The sequence below is a fragment of the Aeromonas sp. 11P genome (genome assembly GCF_051920165.1).
Taxonomy (GTDB): Bacteria; Pseudomonadota; Gammaproteobacteria; order Enterobacterales; family Aeromonadaceae; genus Aeromonas; species Aeromonas veronii.
In genome coordinates, this window is sequence record NZ_JBQBDJ010000004.1 from 3,440,001 (window position 1) to 3,459,901 (window position 19,901).

The window sequence follows — 19,901 nt, forward strand, 5'->3', positions numbered from 1 at the left end:
AGATATCAGAAGTGCGAATGCTGACGTAAGTAACGATAAAGGGGGTGAAAAGCCTCCTCGCCGGAAGACCAAGGGTTCCTGTCCAACGTTAATCGGGGCAGGGTGAGTCGACCCCTAAGGCGAGGCCGAAAGGCGTAGTCGATGGGAAGCAGGTTAATATTCCTGCACGACTTGTAATTGCGATGGGGGGACGGAGAAGGCTAGGTGGGCCAGGCGACGGTTGTCCTGGTGAAAGTGCGTAGGTGGTGTTTGTAGGCAAATCCGCAGACACAACACTGAGACACGAGACGAACACACTACGGTGTGGAAGCCATTGATGCCCTGCTTCCAGGAAAAGCCTCTAAGCTTCAGATTACAAGTCATCGTACCCCAAACCGACACAGGTGGTCGGGTAGAGAATACCAAGGCGCTTGAGAGAACTCGGGTGAAGGAACTAGGCAAAATAGAACCGTAACTTCGGGAGAAGGTTCGCTCTTGACAGTGAAGTCCCTTGCGGATGGAGCAGTTGGGAGTCGCAGTGACCAGATGGCTGGGACTGTTTATCAAAAACACAGCACTCTGCAAACACGAAAGTGGACGTATAGGGTGTGACACCTGCCCGGTGCCGGAAGGTTAATTGATGGGGTTAGCGCAAGCGAAGCTCTTGATCGAAGCCCCGGTAAACGGCGGCCGTAACTATAACGGTCCTAAGGTAGCGAAATTCCTTGTCGGGTAAGTTCCGACCTGCACGAATGGTGTAACCATGGCCATGCTGTCTCCACCCGAGACTCAGTGAAATCGAATTCGCCGTGAAGATGCGGTGTACCCGCGGCTAGACGGAAAGACCCCGTGAACCTTTACTACAGCTTGGCACTGAACATTGAACCTACATGTGTAGGATAGGTGGGAGGCTTTGAAGGCGTGACGCCAGTTGCGCTGGAGCCGTCCTTGAAATACCACCCTTGTATGTTTGATGTTCTAACGCAGGGCCCTGAATCGGGCTCGCGGACAGTGCCTGGTGGGTAGTTTGACTGGGGCGGTCTCCTCCCAAAGAGTAACGGAGGAGCACGAAGGTTGGCTAATCCTGGTCGGACATCAGGAGGTTAGTGCAATGGCATAAGCCAGCTTAACTGCGAGACGGACAGGTCGAGCAGGTACGAAAGTAGGTCATAGTGATCCGGTGGTTCTGAATGGAAGGGCCATCGCTCAACGGATAAAAGGTACTCCGGGGATAACAGGCTGATACCGCCCAAGAGTTCATATCGACGGCGGTGTTTGGCACCTCGATGTCGGCTCATCACATCCTGGGGCTGAAGTCGGTCCCAAGGGTATGGCTGTTCGCCATTTAAAGTGGTACGCGAGCTGGGTTCAGAACGTCGTGAGACAGTTCGGTCCCTATCTGCCGTGGGCGTTGGATGATTGAAGGGAGTTGCTCCTAGTACGAGAGGACCGGAGTGAACGAACCTCTGGTGTTCGGGTTGTCACGCCAGTGGCACTGCCCGGTAGCTAAGTTCGGAATCGATAACCGCTGAAAGCATCTAAGCGGGAAGCGAGCCCTGAGATGAGTCATCCCTGACCCCTTGAGGGTCCTAAAGGGCCGTTGGAGACCACAACGTTGATAGGTGGGGTGTGTAAGCGCAGTGATGTGTTGAGCTAACCCATACTAATTACCCGTGAGGCTTAACCATACAACACCCAAGAAGTGTTTCGAGCCTTGTAACGAATACGAAACTACTTACATCAGCTTTCACAGATTGAAGAATTTGCCTGGCGGCCATAGCGCCGTGGAACCACCTGATCCCATGCCGAACTCAGAAGTGAAACGCGGTAGCGCCGATGGTAGTGTGGCATTCGCCATGCGAGAGTAGGACACTGCCAGGCACCCAATACAAGAAACCCCGCTCATCGAGCGGGGTTTTTTATTGGCTGCAATCCAGCAAATCGTCTGATATTCGACCTGACTTATCCCTTTCTGCTGTTTTTATTGCTACTCGCTATTGTTTTTCGGTTCAACGAATAGCCTGATGTTACGCTATTACTCTTTCTTCATGTAAAGGCTCCGTATGGTAGCTCTGGTGCCGTCATAACCCGTGAATCCCATGATCGTTTATACGTCATGATCTCTTGCTTGGGGTCTATGCTTCCTGAGTTAGCCGTTCCCTCTTTTTAAGCCGTAACCCCATCGTCCCTGCTTTTCTATGACTGTGTTAACCTGCCCTGACTTTATTCAGAAGAGGGGTTGTTGGCGGTACCAACATGCTGGAGCTGTGGTCGCTGCGTTGGTCGTTGTTGTTTGGGGCAATAAGGAATTGGGAAGGGATGCGCGCAGGAACGCAGAGGTTCGATGTTGGTAGGTGATCTTGTGGCAGCTATTTAGCCCGCAGGTGAGAAGGTCAAGACAGGTGTTGGAGAAGGCTAATGTGTTGAGAGCTATGAGGAATGACAAATCGCAGGCAAATAAAAAGCCCACACAACATGGTTGCATGGGCTCGGTATGAATGGCGGAGGAGGTGGGATTTGAACCCACGGATGGTCGCCCATCGCCGGTTTTCAAGACCGGTGCATTCAGCCGCTCTGCCACCCCTCCGCAGCAGTGCGGCGAATATTACCATGCTGATCCGGCTTGTAAATCCCTGTCCGGTTTGATTGCTGGTTAATTGCGCGAAATGACATGAAAAAGTGGCAATCAGGGCGCATCAAGCGCTTTTTTGGCCAGATAGCTTGACTTGAAAACAGACTCAACCACTATAGTGGCCTCTATCATATCCTCTGCAAGATAACGTTATGACTATTAAAAATGCCCTGTTTTGCGCGCTGGCTGGCGTGACCCTGCTGGCGACGCCAGTACATGCAAGCGAGCTGACCAAAAGCGATGTCGAGCAAATCGTTCGCGACTATCTGGTCAAGAATCCCGAGATCCTGGTCGAGATGTCCAATGCCCTGCGTGCCAAGCAGGAGAGCCAGCAGGCCGAGAGTGACAAGGCACTGATCAAGGCTCACTCCAAGCAGCTTTATGCCAATCAGGATCCCGAGATGGGGAATCCGAAGGCATCTCTGACCATTGTGGAGTTTTTCGATTACAACTGCGGTTACTGCAAGCGGGCCCATCCGCTGGTCAAGCAGCTGATGGCGGAAGATAAAGATATCCGTTACATCTACAAGCAGTTCCCCATTCTGAGCGAGTCCTCCTACTTCGCCGCCCGTGCTGCGCTGGCGGTCCAGCTGGGTCAGCCTGACAAGTACCAGGCGTTCCACGAGAAGCTCTATAGCCATCAGGGCCCGCTCGCTGATGAAGCACAGGTCAAGCAGTTGGCTGTGGCGGCCGGTGTAGACTGGAGCAAGGTGGAGGCCAAGATCAAGGATGGCAGCATTGACCAGAACCTCGGTACCAACCGTGCGCTGGCTGAAGCGCTCGGTATCTCCGGTACCCCGGCCTTCATCATCGGTGATCAGATCCTGCGCGGTGCCCCCCGTGATCTGGCCAGCCTGAAGGGGTTTATCAAGGACGTGCGTGCCGGCAAGAGCATTCAATAAGCGGTTGTCATGGTCGAGGCCCCTGCGCCCCGGCCAGATACAGAAAGAGGGTCGGTATCACTACCGGCCCTCTTTTTTATTATGTCCTTTGGCACAAGTGGTCGTCGCGAAAGGACCATAACAACGTGCTCAGGACCCGGCCTGTTGGCCTCAGTAACAAGTATTAGCAGAGTCGTTCGGAGTCTATTGATAAATATTTCGCCTTGCAGAGGCGTGTCGTGAGCATTGCTTAATTCCGGTCAAGATTTTTTCTGCCGCTTGCCTTAGAATCGCCGCCCGTTGCAGGAGAAACCCCTATGTTAGTTGATATTTTACGGCTGATTTTTATAGCCGGAGGCCTCGTATTCATCTTTATGCTGGTGCAAGCCTGCTGGCGGAAGAAGCAGAGTGGATCCTTTGAGGCGACGCCCTTCTGGCCGGTGGCGTTGATCGGTGGGGTTGCCAACTTCCTCGATACCCTGGGGGTGGGCAGCTTTGCGGTAAAGACCGCCTGCTACAAGCAGTTCAAGCTGATCGATGATCGGGTACTGCCGGGTACCCTCAATGGGCAGTGCGTGCTGCCGACCGTGACTCAGTCGCTGATCTTTATCGGTGCAGTAGCGGTGGAGCCGCTGACGCTGATCAGCATGATGATGGCCGCCGCAGCGGGTGCAGCTTGGGGCGCTCGCCATGTGGCCTCGTTTGATCGGCAGACCATCCGGTTGGTGATGGCCATTTCCTTACTGGTCGTCGCAGGGCTTATCTTTGCCGGTCTGCTGGGTCTTTTCCCTGTAGGCGGCGATGCGATGGGGCTCAGCGGCTACAAGCTGGCGATCGCCCTGCTCGGCAACTTCATCTTCGGGGTGCTGATGAATGTCGGTATCGGCCTGTTTGCCCCCTGCATGACGCTGGTCTATCTGCTGGGTATGAATCCGCTGGCGGCGTTTCCGATCATGATGGGCTCCACCGCCGTGCTTAGCGTCTTCTCCGCAGGCACTTTTATCCGCAAAGGGGCGTTCGATGCCAAGGCGGTGCTGGCGGTAGCCATCTTCGGTCCCATCGGTGTGGTGCTGGCAGCCATGCTGGTCAAATCCATGGATATGGAGATGCTGAAGTGGCTGGTTGCCTTTATCGTCATCTATACCTCCTGGACCATGTACGCTTCTTGGCGGGCGGCGCGTCGCTCCCCTGTGCAACTGGCGGTGGAGCGCGCAGGCTAGCTTGTACCAGTGCAGCCTCGGCCTTGGCTCCCAGAAAGACATAGAGGCCCAGCGCCAGTAACAATCCCACCGCACACCCCATCACCCCTACCGCTGGCCAGAGTAGCTCACTCTGGCCGAGCGATCCTTTGAACAGCAGCAACAGCCCCTCGATGGAGACCGCGATCAGAATGGCGGCGATAAAGCGGGTGATGGTACGGCGAATGGCGCTGTGGCGGAAGATATCCTTATGCAGCAGTACCTCCTCTTCCAGAATGGTCTTGCCCAGATCGAACACCGCCAGTGCCAGCGTCAGGAAGATGATGGCGCTAAAGGCGCCGAGCTGGTTCTGCTGCTCGCCGCACAATAGCTGGTAGAGCTGCTCCAGCCCGTGCCAGATGAGCGTCGCGACGATGAGAAACAGCGCCATGCTGAGCACCACATAGACCGCCTTGAACCAGGGCATGGCGCGGCGGCGCTCCCTGTCTCCCATCAACCAGCCAATCAGCTGATTCAGACAGACGGTGATCTCCCGTCCTTGCCCCTGCACGATAAGGTGTAGCCGGTTATGGGCCGCCGGTGCCGCAGGCTGGATGCACATCGGCCCCTGATAGTGGTCAATGCTGACCACAAAGGGATACCCCTTGAGCGAGGCAAGGGGGGCACTGAGCAGCCCCTGCAGTAGCGGGGTCAACTCCTCCTGATACTCCTGATAGCGCCGCAGCACATCGATGGGGCTCATCTCTGCCATATGGACCTCGGTGACGTGGGCTCTTGTGGTGAATGTGCAAATAGTGGGCCTGCTTTATGACAGGGATTGCGGGGCAAGTTGCACCAGAGAATGACAAATCGGTGAATGACGAGGGGGGAATGCACCAGAAATGGGCGTATTGCCGCCCTGTGTGGTGATGGAGGCTCTGTAATAGAAAAGGGCCCAGACGGGCCCTTTGCGACAACCAGCGGCGATTTAGCCAGCCAGCTTGGCGAAGCTGCGCTCGGCGGCGGCCAGGGTGTGTTCAATCTCCTTGTCGCCGTGAGCCAGTGACAGGAAGCCCGCCTCGTAGGCGCTCGGCGCCAGATAGACGCCCTCTTCCAGCATGAGATGATAGAAGCGCTTGAAGCGTTCCATATCGCAGCGAGTGACCTGCTCGTAGCGGGTGATTTCGCTCTCTTCGGTGAAAAAGAAGCCGAACATGCCGCCCACATAGTTGATGGCGAGCGGGATGCCGTGCTTGGCGGCGGCCGTTTTCAGGCCTTCTGCCACACGAGCGGTCTTGGCACTCAGCTGCTCATAGAGGCCCGGCTCCAGCAGCAGATCCAGCATGGTCAGACCGGCCGCCATGGCTACCGGGTTGCCGGAGAGAGTTCCCGCCTGATAGACGGGGCCGGTCGGGGCGATGTGCTGCATCACCTTCTTCTTGCCGCCGAAGGCGCCCACCGGCATGCCGGCACCGATGATCTTGCCAAGGGTGGTGAGATCCGGGTCGATGTTGTAGTGGCCCTGAGCGCCGCGCAGGGAGACGCGGAAGCCGGTCATCACCTCGTCCAGGATCAGCAGGGCGCCGAACTCGTCACAGATGGCGCGCAGACCTTCCAGGAAGCCCGGCACCGGCGGGATGCAGTTCATGTTGCCTGCGACCGGCTCGACGATGATACAGGCGATCTCGCTGCCGTACTGGGTGAAGGCTTCACGCACCGAATCCAGATCGTTGAAGACGCAGGTCAGGGTGTGCTTGGCGAAATCGGCCGGAATGCCCGGGCTGTTCGGTTGACCCAGGGTCAGGGCGCCGGAACCGGCCTTGACCAGCAGGGAGTCGGCGTGGCCGTGGTAGCAGCCCTCGAATTTGACGATCTTGTCGCGGCCAGTGTAGCCACGGGCCAGACGGATGGCGCTCATGGTGGCTTCGGTGCCGGAGTTGACCATCCGCACCTGCTCCATGGAGGGGACGATCTGGCGCACTTTCTCGGCCATCAGCACTTCGATCTCGGTCGGCGCACCGTAGCTCAGCCCCTTCTCAACGGCCTTGATGACGGCGGCCTTGATGGCAGGGTGGTTGTGACCCAGCAGCATGGGGCCCCAGGAGCCGATGTAATCCACGTAGGCCTGACCATCCACATCATAGAGATAGGCGCCATCGGCGTGATCGATGAAGCGGGGCGTGCCGCCGACCCCATTGAAGGCGCGGACCGGTGAGTTGACGCCACCCGGAATGGTCTGGCGGGCCTGTTCAAACAGCTGATCTGATTTTGACATGGATCATCCTTAATGGGATTTTGGTCGTCACACAAGGGATTGCAGCCGATTGAGACTCGGCAGGCCGGAGCATCAGGAGTATGCTTTGCGCTCTCGCCACCCGGACTCTCGGTCTGCTCCCGTGACAAAAATTTAACGGGCCGACTATAGCAGAAAGCCCCAGCCCTGGGCAGCCGAGCGACGCGCCGGGTGATCCTGATCTCAGCTAGCTGACGATATGGTTTTTCCAAGTTGGTGTAACAAGATGGCGCAACAAGCTCTCTCCTCTGAACCCGATACCTCTGCGCGGGGGCCGTTTTCCCGCATTATCCGGCAAGACAAGATGCCCTTGCTGGTGCTGCTGCTGGCTGCGCTGGTCGGCATCCTGGCCGGACTGGTGTGCGGCCTGTTCGAATCTGGTGTCCACTGGCTGGCAGAACAACGCATCGCCTTGCTGGCTGGCCGTCCCTGGTGGCAGCTCGGTCTGCTTGGCTTTAGCTTCAGCGCCTTGCTGGGACTTGTCGGCTACTTCCTCACTCATACCTTTGCCCCGGAAGCGGGTGGTTCCGGCATTCCCGAGATCGAGGGGGCGATGGACGATCTGCGCCCGGTACGGTGGTGGCGAGTGTTGCCGGTCAAGTTCTTCGGCGGCATCTGCACCCTGAGTTCCGGCATGGTGCTGGGGCGGGAGGGGCCTTCGGTACAGATCGGTGGCAACCTCGGCAAGATGGTGGCGGATATCTTCCGGTTGCCCAAGGAGCATGGCCATGCCCTGTTGGCCGCCGGTGCGGCGGGCGGTCTGGCAGCAGCCTTCAATGCGCCGCTGGCGGGCATCCTGTTCGTGATGGAGGAGATGCGACCGCAATTCCGCTACTCCTTTCTGGCCATCAAGGCGGTGGGGATCTCCGCCATCACAGCGACCCTGATGTTGCAGAACATGAAAGGGCAGGGGGCGGTGATCACCGCACTACGATGCGCCAGCCCTCAAGGCGCTCTGGTTGTTCCTCTTGATGGGAGTCGCCTTCGGGGTGTTGGGCTTTGTCTTCAACAAGCTGGTGCTGGCTTGTCAGGATGGTTATCTGGCGCTGCATCAGAACAAGCGCCACCGTTTCGTGGCCATCGGTATGCTGGTCGCCGGGACGTTTGGTGTGCTGTCGCTGTTTGCCCCCGCGGTGACGGGGGGCGGCACCGAGCTTATCCCCCACCTGATGGGGGATGAGTATGCGATGGCGACCCTGTTCCTCATCTTTTCGGTGCGGCTGGTCGCGACCCTCATCTGCTTCTGCTCCGGTGCCCCAGGAGGGGTGTTTGCGCCGACCCTGGCGCTGGGCACCCTGTTTGGCGTGGTGTTCGGCCATTTGTTTCATGCGGCGTTTCCGGAGCTTGGCATCGAGCCCGGCGCCTTTGCCATCGCCGGAATGGGGGCGCTGTTTGCTGCCACCGTGCGTGCTCCCATCACCGGTATCGTGCTGGTCACCGAGATGACCGACAACTATCAGCTGATCCTGCCGATGATGATCACCACGGTCGGTGCGACTCTGGTTGCCCAGTGGCTGGGTGGCCGACCGATCTATTCCCAGATCCTGGAGCGAACTTTACGGCTCGCCGCGCGTCAAAAGCGGGGTGATGGCAGCGCCACGGCCAGTTAATTTTTCCCTTTATCGCCTTTGGCCCCGGTCAGGGCGGTATAGTGAAGGGAGAGGCGCTGCCGTAAATGGCGTGATAACGGGATGAGGGGCTATGTCCAATCTATTGAAGTTATTGGTCGTGTTAGCCGTTGGCGGGCTCATCGGTTACTTTGTCGGTAACCGTCAGGAGCTGGCCCAGAGCAGTCTGTTGGTGGTACAGCAGGAGACGCTGGATCGTCAGGGCAAGGCCATCGGCCAGCTCAAGACCGAATTGGGGGTGAAAGATACCCAGCTGGCGACCCAGAAAGCGGCCTTCGAGCAGTTGCAGACCACCCTGAAGAGTCAGGAGGCGCAGGTGCAGGAGCTCAAGCGCCAGCTGGCCTTTTTCGAACGGATCATGCGCCCCACCGGCGAACAGGTGGGGGTGGTGATCGACAACCTGACCCTGCAGGAGACCAGCATTCCCGGTCGCTACCACTACCGTCTCGCCCTGACCCAGCCCGCCAAAAAGCGGGAGCTGTTTCGTGGTCAGGTGCAGATCCGGGTCGAGGGGAGTCTGGCTGACAAGCCGAAGACGCTAACCGGCCGCGATCTCGGGATGAAAGTGAGCGAGTGGCGCTATGCCCTGCGTTATTTCCAGCTGCTGGAAGGGAATTGGCAGTTGCCGGAAGGCTTTGTGCCGGATCGGATCCGTGTCACCATCAACAAGGACGGCAGGCAACCGGCGCAAGAGCTGCTGGTTGAGTGGGGCGAGGTGATCAAGCCGCTGGTCGCCGCACCGCCTGCTCCGGTTCCCGCGGCCGGTTAAACGTGGTGAATACTTGAACTGAATGGTCGGGTATTGGATAATTTCGCGGTTTCCATGTTTGTGGATCTAATGGTTGTGAGGTCAGTAATGAGTGCAGTAGCAGAAGCCCCGCTGCCCATCCAGATGACGGATGCGGCAGCCAACAAGGTGAAGAACCTGATCACCGAGGAAGAGAATCCCGAGCTGAAGCTGCGGGTATACATCACGGGTGGGGGCTGCTCCGGTTTCCAGTATGGCTTTACCTTTGATGAGAAGATCAACGACGGGGACACCGTAGTCGAGAAGAATGGCGTCACCATGGTGATCGATCCCATGAGCCTGCAATATCTGGTAGGCGGCAGTGTGGATTACACCGAGGGTCTGGAAGGCTCACGCTTCACCGTGACCAACCCTAATGCCACCACGACCTGTGGCTGTGGCTCCAGCTTCTCCATCTGATCGGCATATCGGTCTGATGAAACGGCTCTCGGCAACGAGGGCTGTTTTTGTTTGTGGTGATCAGTTAGCTCCATCAAACAGCATTTCTCTAAAACAACAAAGGCGCCTTGATGGCGCCTTTGTTGTTTGCAGAATGGCTTAGCGGGAGCTTGCCGCCGCGACCAGCGGGATCCGGTTCACAGCCTTGCCCATGTAGGCGAGGGTGATGGTCACAATGATGCAGGTGAAGCTCAGCCACATGTAGGGGAGGTAGTCGAGGGTGGCCACCCCCAGCACTCCGGCCATGAAGATGCCGTTGTCGCTCCAGGGCACCATGCCGCAGGTGAGGGTTCCGCCAAACTCGGCGTTGCGAGAGAGGTTCTTGCGTGCCAGTCCCAGTCGGTCGTAGTTCTTGGCCATGATCTTGGGGGTCAGGATCAGCGACACATACATGGCTGAGCCAAACACGTTGGCCAGAAACGCGGTACCGATGGTGTGGCTGGTCAGGCTGCCGACGCTATTGATGCGCTTCTCGAAGGCGCTGGCGATCACTTCCAGAATGCCGACCTTCTCCAGCAGGCCGCCAAACCCGAGACCGAAGATGATGACTGCGACCGAGCCCAGCATGGACTCCATGCCACCGCGACCGAGAATGTTGTCGATAAAATCGATGCCGGAGGTGATGGCAAACGGACTATAAGCCGAGTGCATTGCCTTGACCGGATCCATGCCCTGGAAGGCGATGGCCCAGATCAGGCCCAGCAGGGCGCCGAAGCTGATCACCGGGAAGGCTGGCTTGCGATTGGCCAACAGGCCCAGTACCAGCACCACCGGCACTATGGCCAGCGGGGTGATGTTGAACTGGTTGTCGAGGGCCTCCATCACCAGATTGACCTGCTCCAGGCTGACATTGCCCGAATACTGCATGCCCACCACGGTGAACAGCACGGCGGTGATGACATAGGAGAGCAGGCTGATGGGCAGCATCCCCTTGATATGCTCCACCACGTCGACGTTGGACATGGTCGAAGCCAGCACTACTGAGTCGGAGAGCGGAGAGAGCTTGTCACCGAAGTAGACGCCGGAGAGTACGGCACCGGCTACCAGCGGCGCAGGCACGCCGAGGCTGTGGCCGATCCCCATCATGGCGATACCGGCGGTGGCGGCAGAGCCCCAGGAGGTGCCGGTGGCCAGCGAGGTCAGGGAGCAGATGATCAGGGTTGCCAGCAGGAAGATGGACGGATGGATCACCTTGAGGCCGAAGTAGATGATGCTGGGGACGATGCCGCCGGCAATCCAGGTGCCGACCAGAGCACCGACGGAGACAAGGATCAGGATGGCCCCCATCCCCTTGGCAACGCCGTCAACGGCTGCCTGCTCCAGGGATTTGTAATCGTGGCCGAGTTTGATGCCAAGTCCCATGATGACGAACCAGGCGATGAACAGCGCCAGCTGGATCGGCAGATCGAGCACGCTGGTGAACGAGAATGCCAGGGCCAGGAAAATGGCCAGACAGACAAACACCTGTGCCATGCCCGGTAGTCGGATGTGGTTTTGTTGGTTTTGCATAGATACTTCCTAAACTCTTGCTCGCCAAGGTCACTCCCTCTCGTCCTGTGGATACATCGATCCCGAGGAGGCAACCCAAAAAGAGGCCGCAATCTACCACAAACCTGACGGGTTAAAGCCCCATCAAATTGGCAAAAATGCACATTTGATTGAAGAAATCACAAATTAGTTGATCTCATAACCCGTTTTTGAGCGGCCTGTTGACACAAAGGGTCACATACGAAGCTTTCCTGTGACGCCACTTGCATCCCCAACAGATGCAGATGATAATTATTATCAATTGTTGATTGGGGAGAAAACAATGCGCTGGATATTGCGGGGTATGATGTTGCTGGTGGCGGTGGCTGTACTCGCATGGGGTCAGGATAAAGAGTACGGCACCTGGAGTGTAGGTTTTCTGCTGGCTGCCTGGGTGATGCTGGAGCCCGGATTGCGCCCCGCCTTGATCTTGCTGCCAGTGGCCGGGTTGACCGGTATCGTTACCCTGCTCTGGCAGCAGCCCTGGTTATGAGCTTTTGACGGGAGCCTGCTTGATCTTCTGCTGTGCCACCTTGAGCGATTCGACCACCAGTTTCTCCATTTCGGTGCGCTTGGCGTCGGTCAGGAAGTAGATCATGTCGACATTGTGGCGAATATAGTGGGCGGGGAGCTGGTTGAGGGTGAGGCAGCAGAGGTCGGCCATCTGATCGCTGTTGAGCTTCTGCTGCAGCCCCTGTTTCTCAATCTCCTTGAGCACCAGATGTTCGTAAAAGTTGTGAATGTCGGTATCCAGTATCATATGCGTTCCTTGGCATGACGATGAGCGGAGAGTCGTAAAAAGCATAGCCATAACAAGGAGTAAAAACAAAAGGCCCATCACTTTCGTGATGGGCCTTTTGCGTAATGAATGGTGCGAAGAGAGGGACTCGAACCCTCACATCCGTGGGACACTAACACCTGAAGCTAGCGCGTCTACCAATTCCGCCACCTTCGCACACTGATTTTCTCCAGCTGGTTTTTAAATGCGGTTGGAGCGCATTGCTCTGTGTTTACATGTCAGAATCATGGTGCGAAGAGAGGGACTCGAACCCTCACACCCGGGGGGCACTAACACCTGAAGCTAGCGCGTCTACCAATTCCGCCACCTTCGCACATTCGGGTTTCCAGTCTGGATTTACATGCTGTCTGGATAAAGCATGGTGCGAAGAGAGGGACTCGAACCCTCACATCCGTGGGACACTAACACCTGAAGCTAGCGCGTCTACCAATTCCGCCACCTTCGCACATTGTGTTACCAGTTTTGATTTACATGCTGTCTGGAGAAGCATGGTGCGAAGAGAGGGACTCGAACCCTCACACCCGGGGGGCACTAACACCTGAAGCTAGCGCGTCTACCAATTCCGCCACCTTCGCACATTCGGGTTTTCTAGTTGGATTTACATGCTGCTGAATCAGCATGGCAGTATTGGTGCGAAGAGAGGGACTCGAACCCTCACATCCGTGGGACACTAACACCTGAAGCTAGCGCGTCTACCAATTCCGCCACCTTCGCATCACTGCGGAGGGGGATTCTATAGAGTTTTGGGGGAGCGTCAACAGCCAAAGGGGACTTTTTTCGCTGTTGACGCCCAAAGTGGCGCCAAGGGTACAAAACTTCAGCAATTAGCTGACGTCTGGCATTCAGTAACGGCCCAATGCGTTCTGATACATCCGTTCATACTGGGTGACTGAGTCAGGCCAGTTGAAGCGGGTGCTCATGGCATTGCGCTGCACCTTGGCAAAACGCTCTTTGTCCTGCAGGAAATAGAGTAGGCTGCGGCGCATGGTATCGAGCAGGATGGCGGCAGTCGGATCGTTAAAACAGAAGCCGGTGGCATGCTCGGGATCGGCATCCCAATCTACCACGGTATCTTTCAGACCACCCACGGCGCGCACCAGTGGCAGGGTACCATAGGCGAGACTGTACATCTGGTTGAGGCCGCAAGGCTCGAACAGCGAGGGCATCAGGAAGAAGTCGGCACCGGCTTCGACCAGATGAGCCAGCCGATCGTCATAGGTGTTGATGAAGGCGAGCTTGCCCGGATAATCCCGGGCCATGGTTTGCAGTTGCGTGGCGAGCGCAGGATCGCCAGAGCCGACGATCACCACTTGTACTTGATGGTGGAGGAATTTCTCCAGCGCAGGGAGCAGCAGGGGAACGCCCTTCTGCTCGGTCAGGCGGCAAACCATGCCGTAGATGGGCAAGTCCGCCACGGCCAGCCCCGCCTCCTGCTGCAGGCTCTCTTTGCAGATCTGTTTGCCAGCCATGTTGTCGATGCTGTAGGTCGCAGGCAGGAATTCGTCGAACTCAGGATCCCAGTCCTTGTAGTCGCAACCGTTGAGGATGCCGCAGAGATCCGCCGCCCGTTGCTGGAAGATATGCGCCATGCCGTGGGCGCCGAGGTGAGTCAGCAGCTCCTGGGCATAGTTGGGGCTGACCGCATTGATCTTGTCGGCGTAGAGCACCCCGCACTTGAGCAGATTGACGTGGCCGTAGTCGTAGTTGATACGGCGTTCGTAGTCGGCGATCTCGGGCATGGCCCAGAACTGCTCGCGGCCAAACACCCCCTGAAACGCCGCGTTGTGAATGCTGATCACGCTGCGGGTCTGCTGGAAGAAGGGATTGTGGGCGTGACGGGTTTTCAGCAGCAGTGGCAGCAGACCGGTGTGCCAGTCATTGCAGTGGGCGATATCCGGGGCAAAGCCGAGCTGCTCGCAGGCATGGAGGGTCGCGGCCGAGAAGAAGGCAAAGCGCTCGCCATTATCCGGATAGGCCTGATTGTTCTCGGCGTAGAGCTGGGGACGATCGAAATATTGCGGGCAGTCGAGCAGATAGACGCAGACGCCATCCAGCTCCATCTGGTAGATGCGATAACCGATATCCGGCAGCCCGGGGTGGGTTGGCAACCAGCGTGACGCCACCAGTCTGGCCTCATCCCGTCGCTTTATCGTCTTGTAGAAGGGCAGCATGATCCTGACATCATGTCCCTTCTGGGCCAGGTACATCGGCAGGGCTCTGGCGACATCGGCCAGGCCCCCGGTCTTTACCAGCCCCTCAACTTCCGAGGCAACAAACAGGATTTTCAGTGGGTTAATAGCCAACTCTTGCTCCCTTAGGTACCACCACGATACCGCCTTCGGATACGGTAAATCGCTCTCTATCGTGGTCGAGATTTTCACCGATAACGGTGCCGGGCGCAATTTCAACATTTTTATCAATGATGGCGCGCCGGATGGAGCAGCCTTCACCAATCTTCACATCCCCCAGCAGCACGGATTCACTGATATGGCTGCACGCGCCGATATTGCAGCGGAAACCAAGGATGGATCGCTGGATCTGGCTGCCCTGAATGAAGCAACCTGCGGAGATCAGCGAGTTGGCGATCTTCACCTTGCACTCGTCGCTGTCGATGAAGGTAGCAGGCGGCAGCGCTGGATAGTGGGTGTGCAGGGGCCACTTGCGGTTATAGAGGGAGAAGGGGGGATTGTCGGCCACCAGGTCCATGTGCGCTTGCCAATAAGAGTCGAGGGTGCCCACATCCCGCCAGTAGACGTTGGGTTTTTCGCCCGGGATCACGTTGGTGCTGTAGTCGTAGACATAGACCGGCGCCCTTGGGTAGAGGCTGGGGATCACATCTTTGCCAAAGTCATGGCTGGAGTTCTCCTCTGCGGCATCCCGCTTCAGCTCGCGGCAGAGCGCCTCGGTCTCGAAGATGTAGTTGCCCATGGAGACCAGGGCCTGGGTGGGATCGCCGGGAATGTGTTTGGGCTGTTTCGGTTTCTCCTGAAAGCCGATCATCCGCCCTTCGGCATCCACCTCGATCACCCCGAACGAGCTGGCTTCTGCAATCGGCATGCGCAGGGCTGCCACTGTCATGGCGGCATTTTTCTGCTTATGGAAGCTCACCATCTGGCTCACATCCATCTTGTAGATGTGGTCGGAGCCGAAGATGCAGACATGATCCGGTTCGGCCCGCTCGATAAAGCCGAGGTTCTGGTAGATGGCGTCGGCGGTGCCGTCATACCAGCGCTTGCCCATCCGCATCTGGGCCGGGATGGGATCGATAAAGCGGTCGGTGATGCCGACGATATTCCACCCCTTCTTCATGTGCAAGTAGAGGGACTGTGATTTGAATTGGGTCAGTACATAGATGCGCAGAAAGTCGGCGTTGACGAAATTGTTGAGGACAAAGTCGATTAGCCGGTAGCTGCCACCAAAGGGGACGGAAGGCTTGCTGCGGGTAGTGGTCAGAGGCTGCAGGCGAGTACCTTCGCCACCAGCCAGGATCATGGTCAATATGCCTGCCATCGTATTTCTCTCCCTGAATGAACAACATGAAAAGGCTTTCAAGGCTCGGCATAAAAACACCCCTAAAGGGGTGGTTTTTATCGTGCTCTTAGTACCTTACCAGATCCCGTATGGGGCTCTCTAGCTGTTTTCTTGTACTGCTTACACTTAATTACACTTTGCTCAGATAGACCTTGAATTTGGCATCACTGCTGATCACTTCAGTCCGTTTGAAGTGTGTCTCCAGTATAGGCTGGTAGCGCAAGAAGGCGTTGGCAACAATGGTCAGCGAACCATTTGGCAGCAAAAATTCCGGCGCCTTGGCCAGGAACTGCTCGGTTGCCGCATAGAAGGTTTTGAGACCCGCATGGAATGGCGGGTTGGAGACGATGTGCTGGAAACGGGTGGAGACATCCGAGTAGACATCGGAAGCGGTGACCTTGCCCTGCAGACCGTTGATCGCCAGGGTGCGGCGGCTCGATTCGAGTGCCAGTGCGCTGATATCCACCATGTTGACCCGCAGATCCGGATTGCGCTTGGCCAGTACGGACCCAATCACCCCGGCGCCGCAGCCGAAATCGAGCAATTCGCCCGTCATCGGTGGCACTGCAGCCAGCAGCATCTGGGTGCCGAGATCCAGCTCGGCGGCGCTGAAGACGCCGGGCAGCGCCAGCACGGTCAGTTCGGTATCACCGGCCTTGCACTGATAGCGGCCAAACCAGCTATCCAGATCGAACGGGGCGACCGGTTGGCTCAGCTCACCGTGATAGAGGGAGCAGCGGCGGGCCGAATCGCGCTTGATCGGTTTTTCGCCATAGGGGGCCAGCAGCTTGTCGGCGCCATTGATGCCGCCGCGGTTTTCACCGGCGAGGAACAGATCTGCACCCGCTTCCAGCAAGGGGGTCATCATGGCCAGCAGATATTGTGCCTCGGCCTTGGCCTTGGGCATCAGCAGCAACAGGGCATCGAAGCGGGGGGCGCCACCGAGCTGGTGGTCGAACAGGATAGCCTCGCCGAGGGCGGCCTGCTGGCTGCGGTAGTAGCAGTAATCGGTGGTAAAGACGGTCAGGGTTTGGGCCAGAGTGGCCAGCTGGCGGGGGTAGTCATCCTCCAGCGCGCCGCAGACAAGTAGCCGCTTGCCGACAAAGAGGACTTGGTTTCGTTCCAGCATCTGGCTGACGGCACTGATAGGGCTGCTCATCGGGTCTCTCCACGCAATTTTGGGCGGCCATTATACATAGCCCCTTTCGCCTTGACATTTATGCCGTGTTCCCGAAATATGCCTAGACACCATTTTTTGACCAGAGATGACGAAATGCGGTTCAACGGGTTGAAACGAAAGCACAAAAAAAGCCTGAAATTCGGGCCTGCTGACGTTCGCGCGTAACCTCTCATCCCTGAGAAGATTCAAACCCCGGTTGCGCACATCGAACCGGGGTTTTTTATTGCCATATGAGCGTCAAACCGGAGAAGGAGATCCCATGTTTCAAGGTTCAATCGTTGCGTTGATTACCCCGTTTCGACAGGGAAAGCTGGATGAAGAGGCGCTGCTGCGTCTGGTGGAGTGGCATATCGAGCAGGGTACTCACGGCATTGTGCCGGTCGGTACCACGGGTGAGAGCCCGACCCTGACCCACGACGAGCACTGCCGGGTGGTGGAGCTGGTGGTCAAACAGGTCGCTGGTCGCATTCCGGTGATTGCCGGAGCGGGTTCCAACAATCCGGTCGAGGCGATCGAATATACCCAGTATGCCGAGCGGGTCGGTGCAGATGCCACCCTGCATGTGGCCGGTTACTACAACCGCCCCAATCAGGAGGGGCTCTACCACCACTTCAAGGCAGTGCACGACGCAACTACCAAACCCATCATCGTCTACAACATTCCGCCGCGTGCAATCGTTGACGTGCAACCGGCGACCCTGGCCCGTCTGGCCGAGCTGCCGCGCATTGCCGGGGTGAAAGACGCGACTGGCGATCTGGCCCGCCCCTGGACCGAGCGCCAGCTGATCAAAAAGCCCTTCGCCTGGCTCTCCGGTGAGGATGCCACTGCCGTGGCCTACAACATCGGCGGCGGTCAGGGCTGTATCTCGGTGACCGCCAACGTGGCGCCCAAGCTGGTGGCCGAGGTGCAGAACCTCACGCTGGCTGGCAAGTGGCAAGAAGCGCGTGAGCTGCAAGACAAGCTCATTCCGCTCCATCAGGCGATGTTTGCCGAGCCAAGCCCCGCTGGTGCCAAATATGCCGCTTCCCTGCTCGGTTTCTGCAGCGAGGAGTGCCGCCTGCCGGTGATGCCACTGTCGGAAGCGACTCGCGAGCGCATTCGCAGCGCCATGCAGCAGCTCAACCTGCTGTAATGCAAAACGGGTGAGCCAAGGCTCACCCGTTTTGTTTTCTGTATCAGATGGGCCGCTCAGCGTGTGCTGTGCAGCCAGTCGGCGATAGCCAGCTGCAGTGCGACATAATCCGCTGAGAGGAAGAGGTTGCCCAGCTCGGCGGGCCACTGGCGATCAGAGATCGGCGCGGCTTGCAGATGTGCCAGCAGGCTTGCCAGCTCTGAACCCCAAGGGGTCGGCTGCGTCAGCTCGGCCGCCCGACGTTCAATCAGCGCAATCCCTTCACACAGGGCGGCGAATGCTTGCTGTCGAATGGTTTCATTCTGCGGATTTTCCAGCCAGAGCTGCTCGTGATGCTGCCAGTGACTCAGGCCAGCGGCGATGGCGGTTGCCACATCCATGGCTTCGCTGGTGGCCAGAGATTGCAGGGCCAGCGGCTTGCCGAGCCCGGCGAGTCGATAACCGCGCTGTGCCTTGGATTGCGCCCCCAGACGCACGCCACCCAGCCGGGCGAGGCGCTGCGCCAGTGCAAACAGCGCCTTGGTATCGCCCGACTTGAGCTCCAGTTCCAGCTCGTTGATCGCTGTGCGCCCCTGACTGCCGACTATCTCCCCCTGATCCCAGGCCAGCTCGATCTCGGCACCCTCTAATGTGATGAGCCAGTGGCGGCGCAGGAAGTCGGTACTGAATTGTGCGACCAGCTGCTGCTGGATGCGGTCACGTTCTGTCACATCGGGCCAGATTTCTGCGGGAAAGGAGCTCAATGTCGGCAGATCGCCACCAATAGGCGCATTGTATTCGGGTCTGGCATGCAGGCCACCCACCGCCAGGCCGCGGCATTTGATGGTCTGTTCGGCGTAGGCATCGCAGCGGCGAATGCGCAACCCCATGTCCAGGCGACGCAGGTCGAGGGTCGGCGTGTCGAAATAGACGTTGCCGAGCTGCTGTTGTGATGATTCTTTAATATCAAAAGAATTCAACAGGTTGGATAAATCTGCCGCAATGTCGCGGGCGACAAAAAACTTTATCTCGATCTCAGTTTGCATACTCATTCCGGGCTGGCAGGCAACTTTGGGGGGCAGGAATCGGGTCGCGGGGATATAATGCCCGCGAAACGACTAGATTAATTCGCGGTTTAATTGAGGGCGCAGTTCGGTTAACATGCGCGCCTCATAAAATCGTATCGAGTGTTTTTTCACCGACACAGGTTTGGCCATGCCAGTAAATACTATTTTGGGGCTTTTTGCCAAGTCCCCCATCAAGCCGCTGCAGAAGCATATCGTCAAGGTTCACCAGTGCTCCCAGCAGTTGGTTCCCTTCTTTGACGCCGTTGCCGAAGACCGTTGGGAAGATGCCGAGAAGATCCGGCAGCAGATCGCCCAACTGGAAAAAGAGGCAGATACCCTCAAGCGTGAAATCCGTCTGAAACTGCCTCGCGGCCTGTTCCTGCCGGTTGCACGTACCGACCTGCTGGAGCTGTTGACCCAGCAAGACAAGATTGCCAACCGTGCCAAGGATATCTCCGGCCGCATGCTTGGTCGTCGCATGGAGTTCCCCGCCGAAATGCGGACGGATTTCATGGCTTACCTCAAACGTTGTATTGATGCGACCGCTCAGGCCGAGAAAGCGATCGGGGAGCTCGACGAGCTGCTCGAAACCGGCTTCAAAGGACGGGAAGTGGAAATGGTTGCCGAGATGATCCATCAGCTGGATCTGATCGAGGACGATACAGACACCATGCAGATCGGACTGCGCCAACAGCTGCAAGCTGTTGAGCACAATTACAATCCGATCGATGTGATGTTCCTTTACAAGATCCTCGAATGGGTAGGTGACCTGGCAGATCAGGCCGAGCGCGTAGGCGCCCGTCTGGAACTGATGCTGGCTCGTTCGTAATCGACTGACTGGGTAAACAC

The 19,901-nt window shown here is 57.6% G+C and carries 15 protein-coding genes, 6 tRNA genes, 2 rRNA genes and 1 pseudogene (1 of these 24 only partly in view); 10 read left to right on the forward strand and 14 right to left on the reverse strand.

Going from position 1 to position 19,901, the window contains the following annotated elements; translation table 11 throughout:
• Together ACTG1P_RS15905 and rrf are read left to right on the forward strand one after the other, a co-directional pair.
• Window positions 1-1,667, forward strand: a 23S ribosomal RNA gene (locus ACTG1P_RS15905) (it extends 1,223 nt beyond the left edge of the window).
• Window positions 1,668-1,745: 78 nt separating this feature from the next.
• Window positions 1,746-1,860 (forward strand): 5S ribosomal RNA (gene rrf / locus ACTG1P_RS15910).
• 618 nt (window positions 1,861-2,478) lie between these two features.
• Here the strand turns inward: rrf and ACTG1P_RS15915 are convergent.
• A tRNA-Ser gene (locus tag ACTG1P_RS15915) sits at window positions 2,479-2,566 on the reverse strand.
• 197 nt (window positions 2,567-2,763) lie between these two features.
• On the opposite strand from ACTG1P_RS15915, the gene ACTG1P_RS15920 reads away from it, so the two are divergent.
• Window positions 2,764-3,513, forward strand: a complete 750-nt coding sequence (locus ACTG1P_RS15920; RefSeq protein WP_005340211.1) for a DsbA family protein — start codon at window positions 2,764-2,766, stop codon at window positions 3,511-3,513.
• Window positions 3,514-3,809: 296 nt separating this feature from the next.
• Complete coding sequence (locus ACTG1P_RS15925) at window positions 3,810-4,712, forward strand: TSUP family transporter (RefSeq protein WP_440001682.1); 903 nt, start codon at window positions 3,810-3,812, stop codon at window positions 4,710-4,712.
• On the opposite strand, the gene ACTG1P_RS15930 is transcribed toward ACTG1P_RS15925, so the two are convergent.
• Window positions 4,627-5,442 (reverse strand): hypothetical protein, encoded by an 816-nt coding sequence (locus ACTG1P_RS15930; RefSeq protein WP_440001683.1) that lies wholly within the window; start codon window positions 5,440-5,442, stop codon window positions 4,627-4,629. The genes ACTG1P_RS15925 and ACTG1P_RS15930 overlap by 86 nt on opposite strands.
• A 216-nt stretch (window positions 5,443-5,658) precedes the next feature.
• Window positions 5,659-6,945, reverse strand: a complete 1,287-nt coding sequence (gene hemL, locus ACTG1P_RS15935; RefSeq protein ID WP_440001684.1) for a glutamate-1-semialdehyde 2,1-aminomutase — start codon at window positions 6,943-6,945, stop codon at window positions 5,659-5,661.
• A gap of 244 nt (window positions 6,946-7,189) precedes the next feature.
• Between hemL and clcA the strand changes: the two are divergent.
• The 3 genes and pseudogenes from clcA (at window position 7,190) to erpA (ending at window position 9,798) form a co-directional block, all read left to right on the forward strand.
• A pseudogene (clcA, locus tag ACTG1P_RS15940) lies at window positions 7,190-8,573 on the forward strand (H(+)/Cl(-) exchange transporter ClcA).
• A 91-nt stretch (window positions 8,574-8,664) separates the two neighbouring features.
• Window positions 8,665-9,360, forward strand: a complete 696-nt coding sequence (locus ACTG1P_RS15945) for a DUF6776 family protein (RefSeq protein WP_005343032.1) — start codon at window positions 8,665-8,667, stop codon at window positions 9,358-9,360.
• A gap of 87 nt (window positions 9,361-9,447) precedes the next feature.
• The gene (gene erpA / locus ACTG1P_RS15950; RefSeq protein ID WP_005340225.1) at window positions 9,448-9,798 is read left to right on the forward strand and encodes an iron-sulfur cluster insertion protein ErpA; all 351 of its coding nucleotides are present in this window, start codon (window positions 9,448-9,450) and stop codon (window positions 9,796-9,798) included.
• A 138-nt stretch (window positions 9,799-9,936) separates the two neighbouring features.
• On the opposite strand, the gene nhaC is transcribed toward erpA, so the two are convergent.
• Entirely contained in the window at window positions 9,937-11,346 is a 1,410-nt protein-coding gene (gene nhaC / locus ACTG1P_RS15955; protein WP_440001685.1) for a Na+/H+ antiporter NhaC, read from the reverse strand.
• Window positions 11,347-11,647: 301 nt separating this feature from the next.
• Here nhaC and ACTG1P_RS15960 point away from each other — a divergent pair, with 301 nt between their 5' ends.
• Complete coding sequence (locus ACTG1P_RS15960) at window positions 11,648-11,857, forward strand: hypothetical protein (protein WP_005343034.1); 210 nt, start codon at window positions 11,648-11,650, stop codon at window positions 11,855-11,857.
• Here the strand turns inward: ACTG1P_RS15960 and ACTG1P_RS15965 are convergent.
• The 9 genes from ACTG1P_RS15965 to rsmC all read right to left on the reverse strand — a co-directional run bounded on the left by ACTG1P_RS15965 (window position 11,852) and on the right by rsmC (window position 16,853).
• Complete coding sequence (locus ACTG1P_RS15965) at window positions 11,852-12,124, reverse strand: late competence development ComFB family protein (RefSeq protein ID WP_005343036.1); 273 nt, start codon at window positions 12,122-12,124, stop codon at window positions 11,852-11,854. The two genes, ACTG1P_RS15960 and ACTG1P_RS15965, sit on opposite strands and share 6 nt — an antisense overlap.
• A 109-nt stretch (window positions 12,125-12,233) precedes the next feature.
• Window positions 12,234-12,319, reverse strand: a tRNA-Leu gene (locus tag ACTG1P_RS15970).
• A gap of 71 nt (window positions 12,320-12,390) precedes the next feature.
• Window positions 12,391-12,476, reverse strand: a tRNA-Leu gene (locus tag ACTG1P_RS15975).
• Window positions 12,477-12,522: 46 nt separating this feature from the next.
• Window positions 12,523-12,608: transfer RNA gene (locus ACTG1P_RS15980), tRNA-Leu, on the reverse strand.
• Window positions 12,609-12,652: 44 nt separating this feature from the next.
• Window positions 12,653-12,738: transfer RNA gene (locus ACTG1P_RS15985), tRNA-Leu, on the reverse strand.
• Window positions 12,739-12,791: 53 nt separating this feature from the next.
• Window positions 12,792-12,877: transfer RNA gene (locus tag ACTG1P_RS15990), tRNA-Leu, on the reverse strand.
• Window positions 12,878-13,005: 128 nt separating this feature from the next.
• Complete coding sequence (gene glgA, locus ACTG1P_RS15995) at window positions 13,006-14,466, reverse strand: glycogen synthase GlgA (RefSeq protein WP_440001686.1); 1,461 nt, start codon at window positions 14,464-14,466, stop codon at window positions 13,006-13,008.
• Window positions 14,456-15,673 (reverse strand): glucose-1-phosphate adenylyltransferase, encoded by a 1,218-nt coding sequence (gene glgC, locus ACTG1P_RS16000; RefSeq protein WP_440001687.1) that lies wholly within the window; start codon window positions 15,671-15,673, stop codon window positions 14,456-14,458. Before glgC ends, glgA begins: the two co-directional genes overlap by 11 nt.
• A 151-nt stretch (window positions 15,674-15,824) precedes the next feature.
• Window positions 15,825-16,853 carry a 16S rRNA (guanine(1207)-N(2))-methyltransferase RsmC gene (rsmC, locus tag ACTG1P_RS16005; protein WP_440001688.1) on the reverse strand — a complete coding sequence of 343 codons (1,029 nt, stop codon included), beginning with the start codon at window positions 16,851-16,853 and terminating at the stop codon, window positions 15,825-15,827.
• 280 nt (window positions 16,854-17,133) lie between these two features.
• On the opposite strand from rsmC, the gene dapA reads away from it, so the two are divergent.
• Window positions 17,134-18,006 carry a 4-hydroxy-tetrahydrodipicolinate synthase gene (gene dapA, locus ACTG1P_RS16010; RefSeq protein WP_440001689.1) on the forward strand — a complete coding sequence of 291 codons (873 nt, stop codon included), beginning with the start codon at window positions 17,134-17,136 and terminating at the stop codon, window positions 18,004-18,006.
• 56 nt (window positions 18,007-18,062) lie between these two features.
• Here the strand turns inward: dapA and ACTG1P_RS16015 are convergent, their stop codons facing one another.
• On the reverse strand, window positions 18,063-19,031 hold the full coding sequence (locus tag ACTG1P_RS16015) for a CYTH domain-containing protein (RefSeq protein ID WP_440001690.1): 969 nt from the start codon (window positions 19,029-19,031) through the stop codon (window positions 18,063-18,065).
• Between the two features lie 169 nt (window positions 19,032-19,200).
• Here ACTG1P_RS16015 and ACTG1P_RS16020 point away from each other — a divergent pair, with 169 nt between their 5' ends.
• On the forward strand, window positions 19,201-19,881 hold the full coding sequence (locus ACTG1P_RS16020) for a TIGR00153 family protein (RefSeq protein WP_005340244.1): 681 nt from the start codon (window positions 19,201-19,203) through the stop codon (window positions 19,879-19,881).
• The last annotated feature ends 20 nt before the right edge of the window (window positions 19,882-19,901 follow it).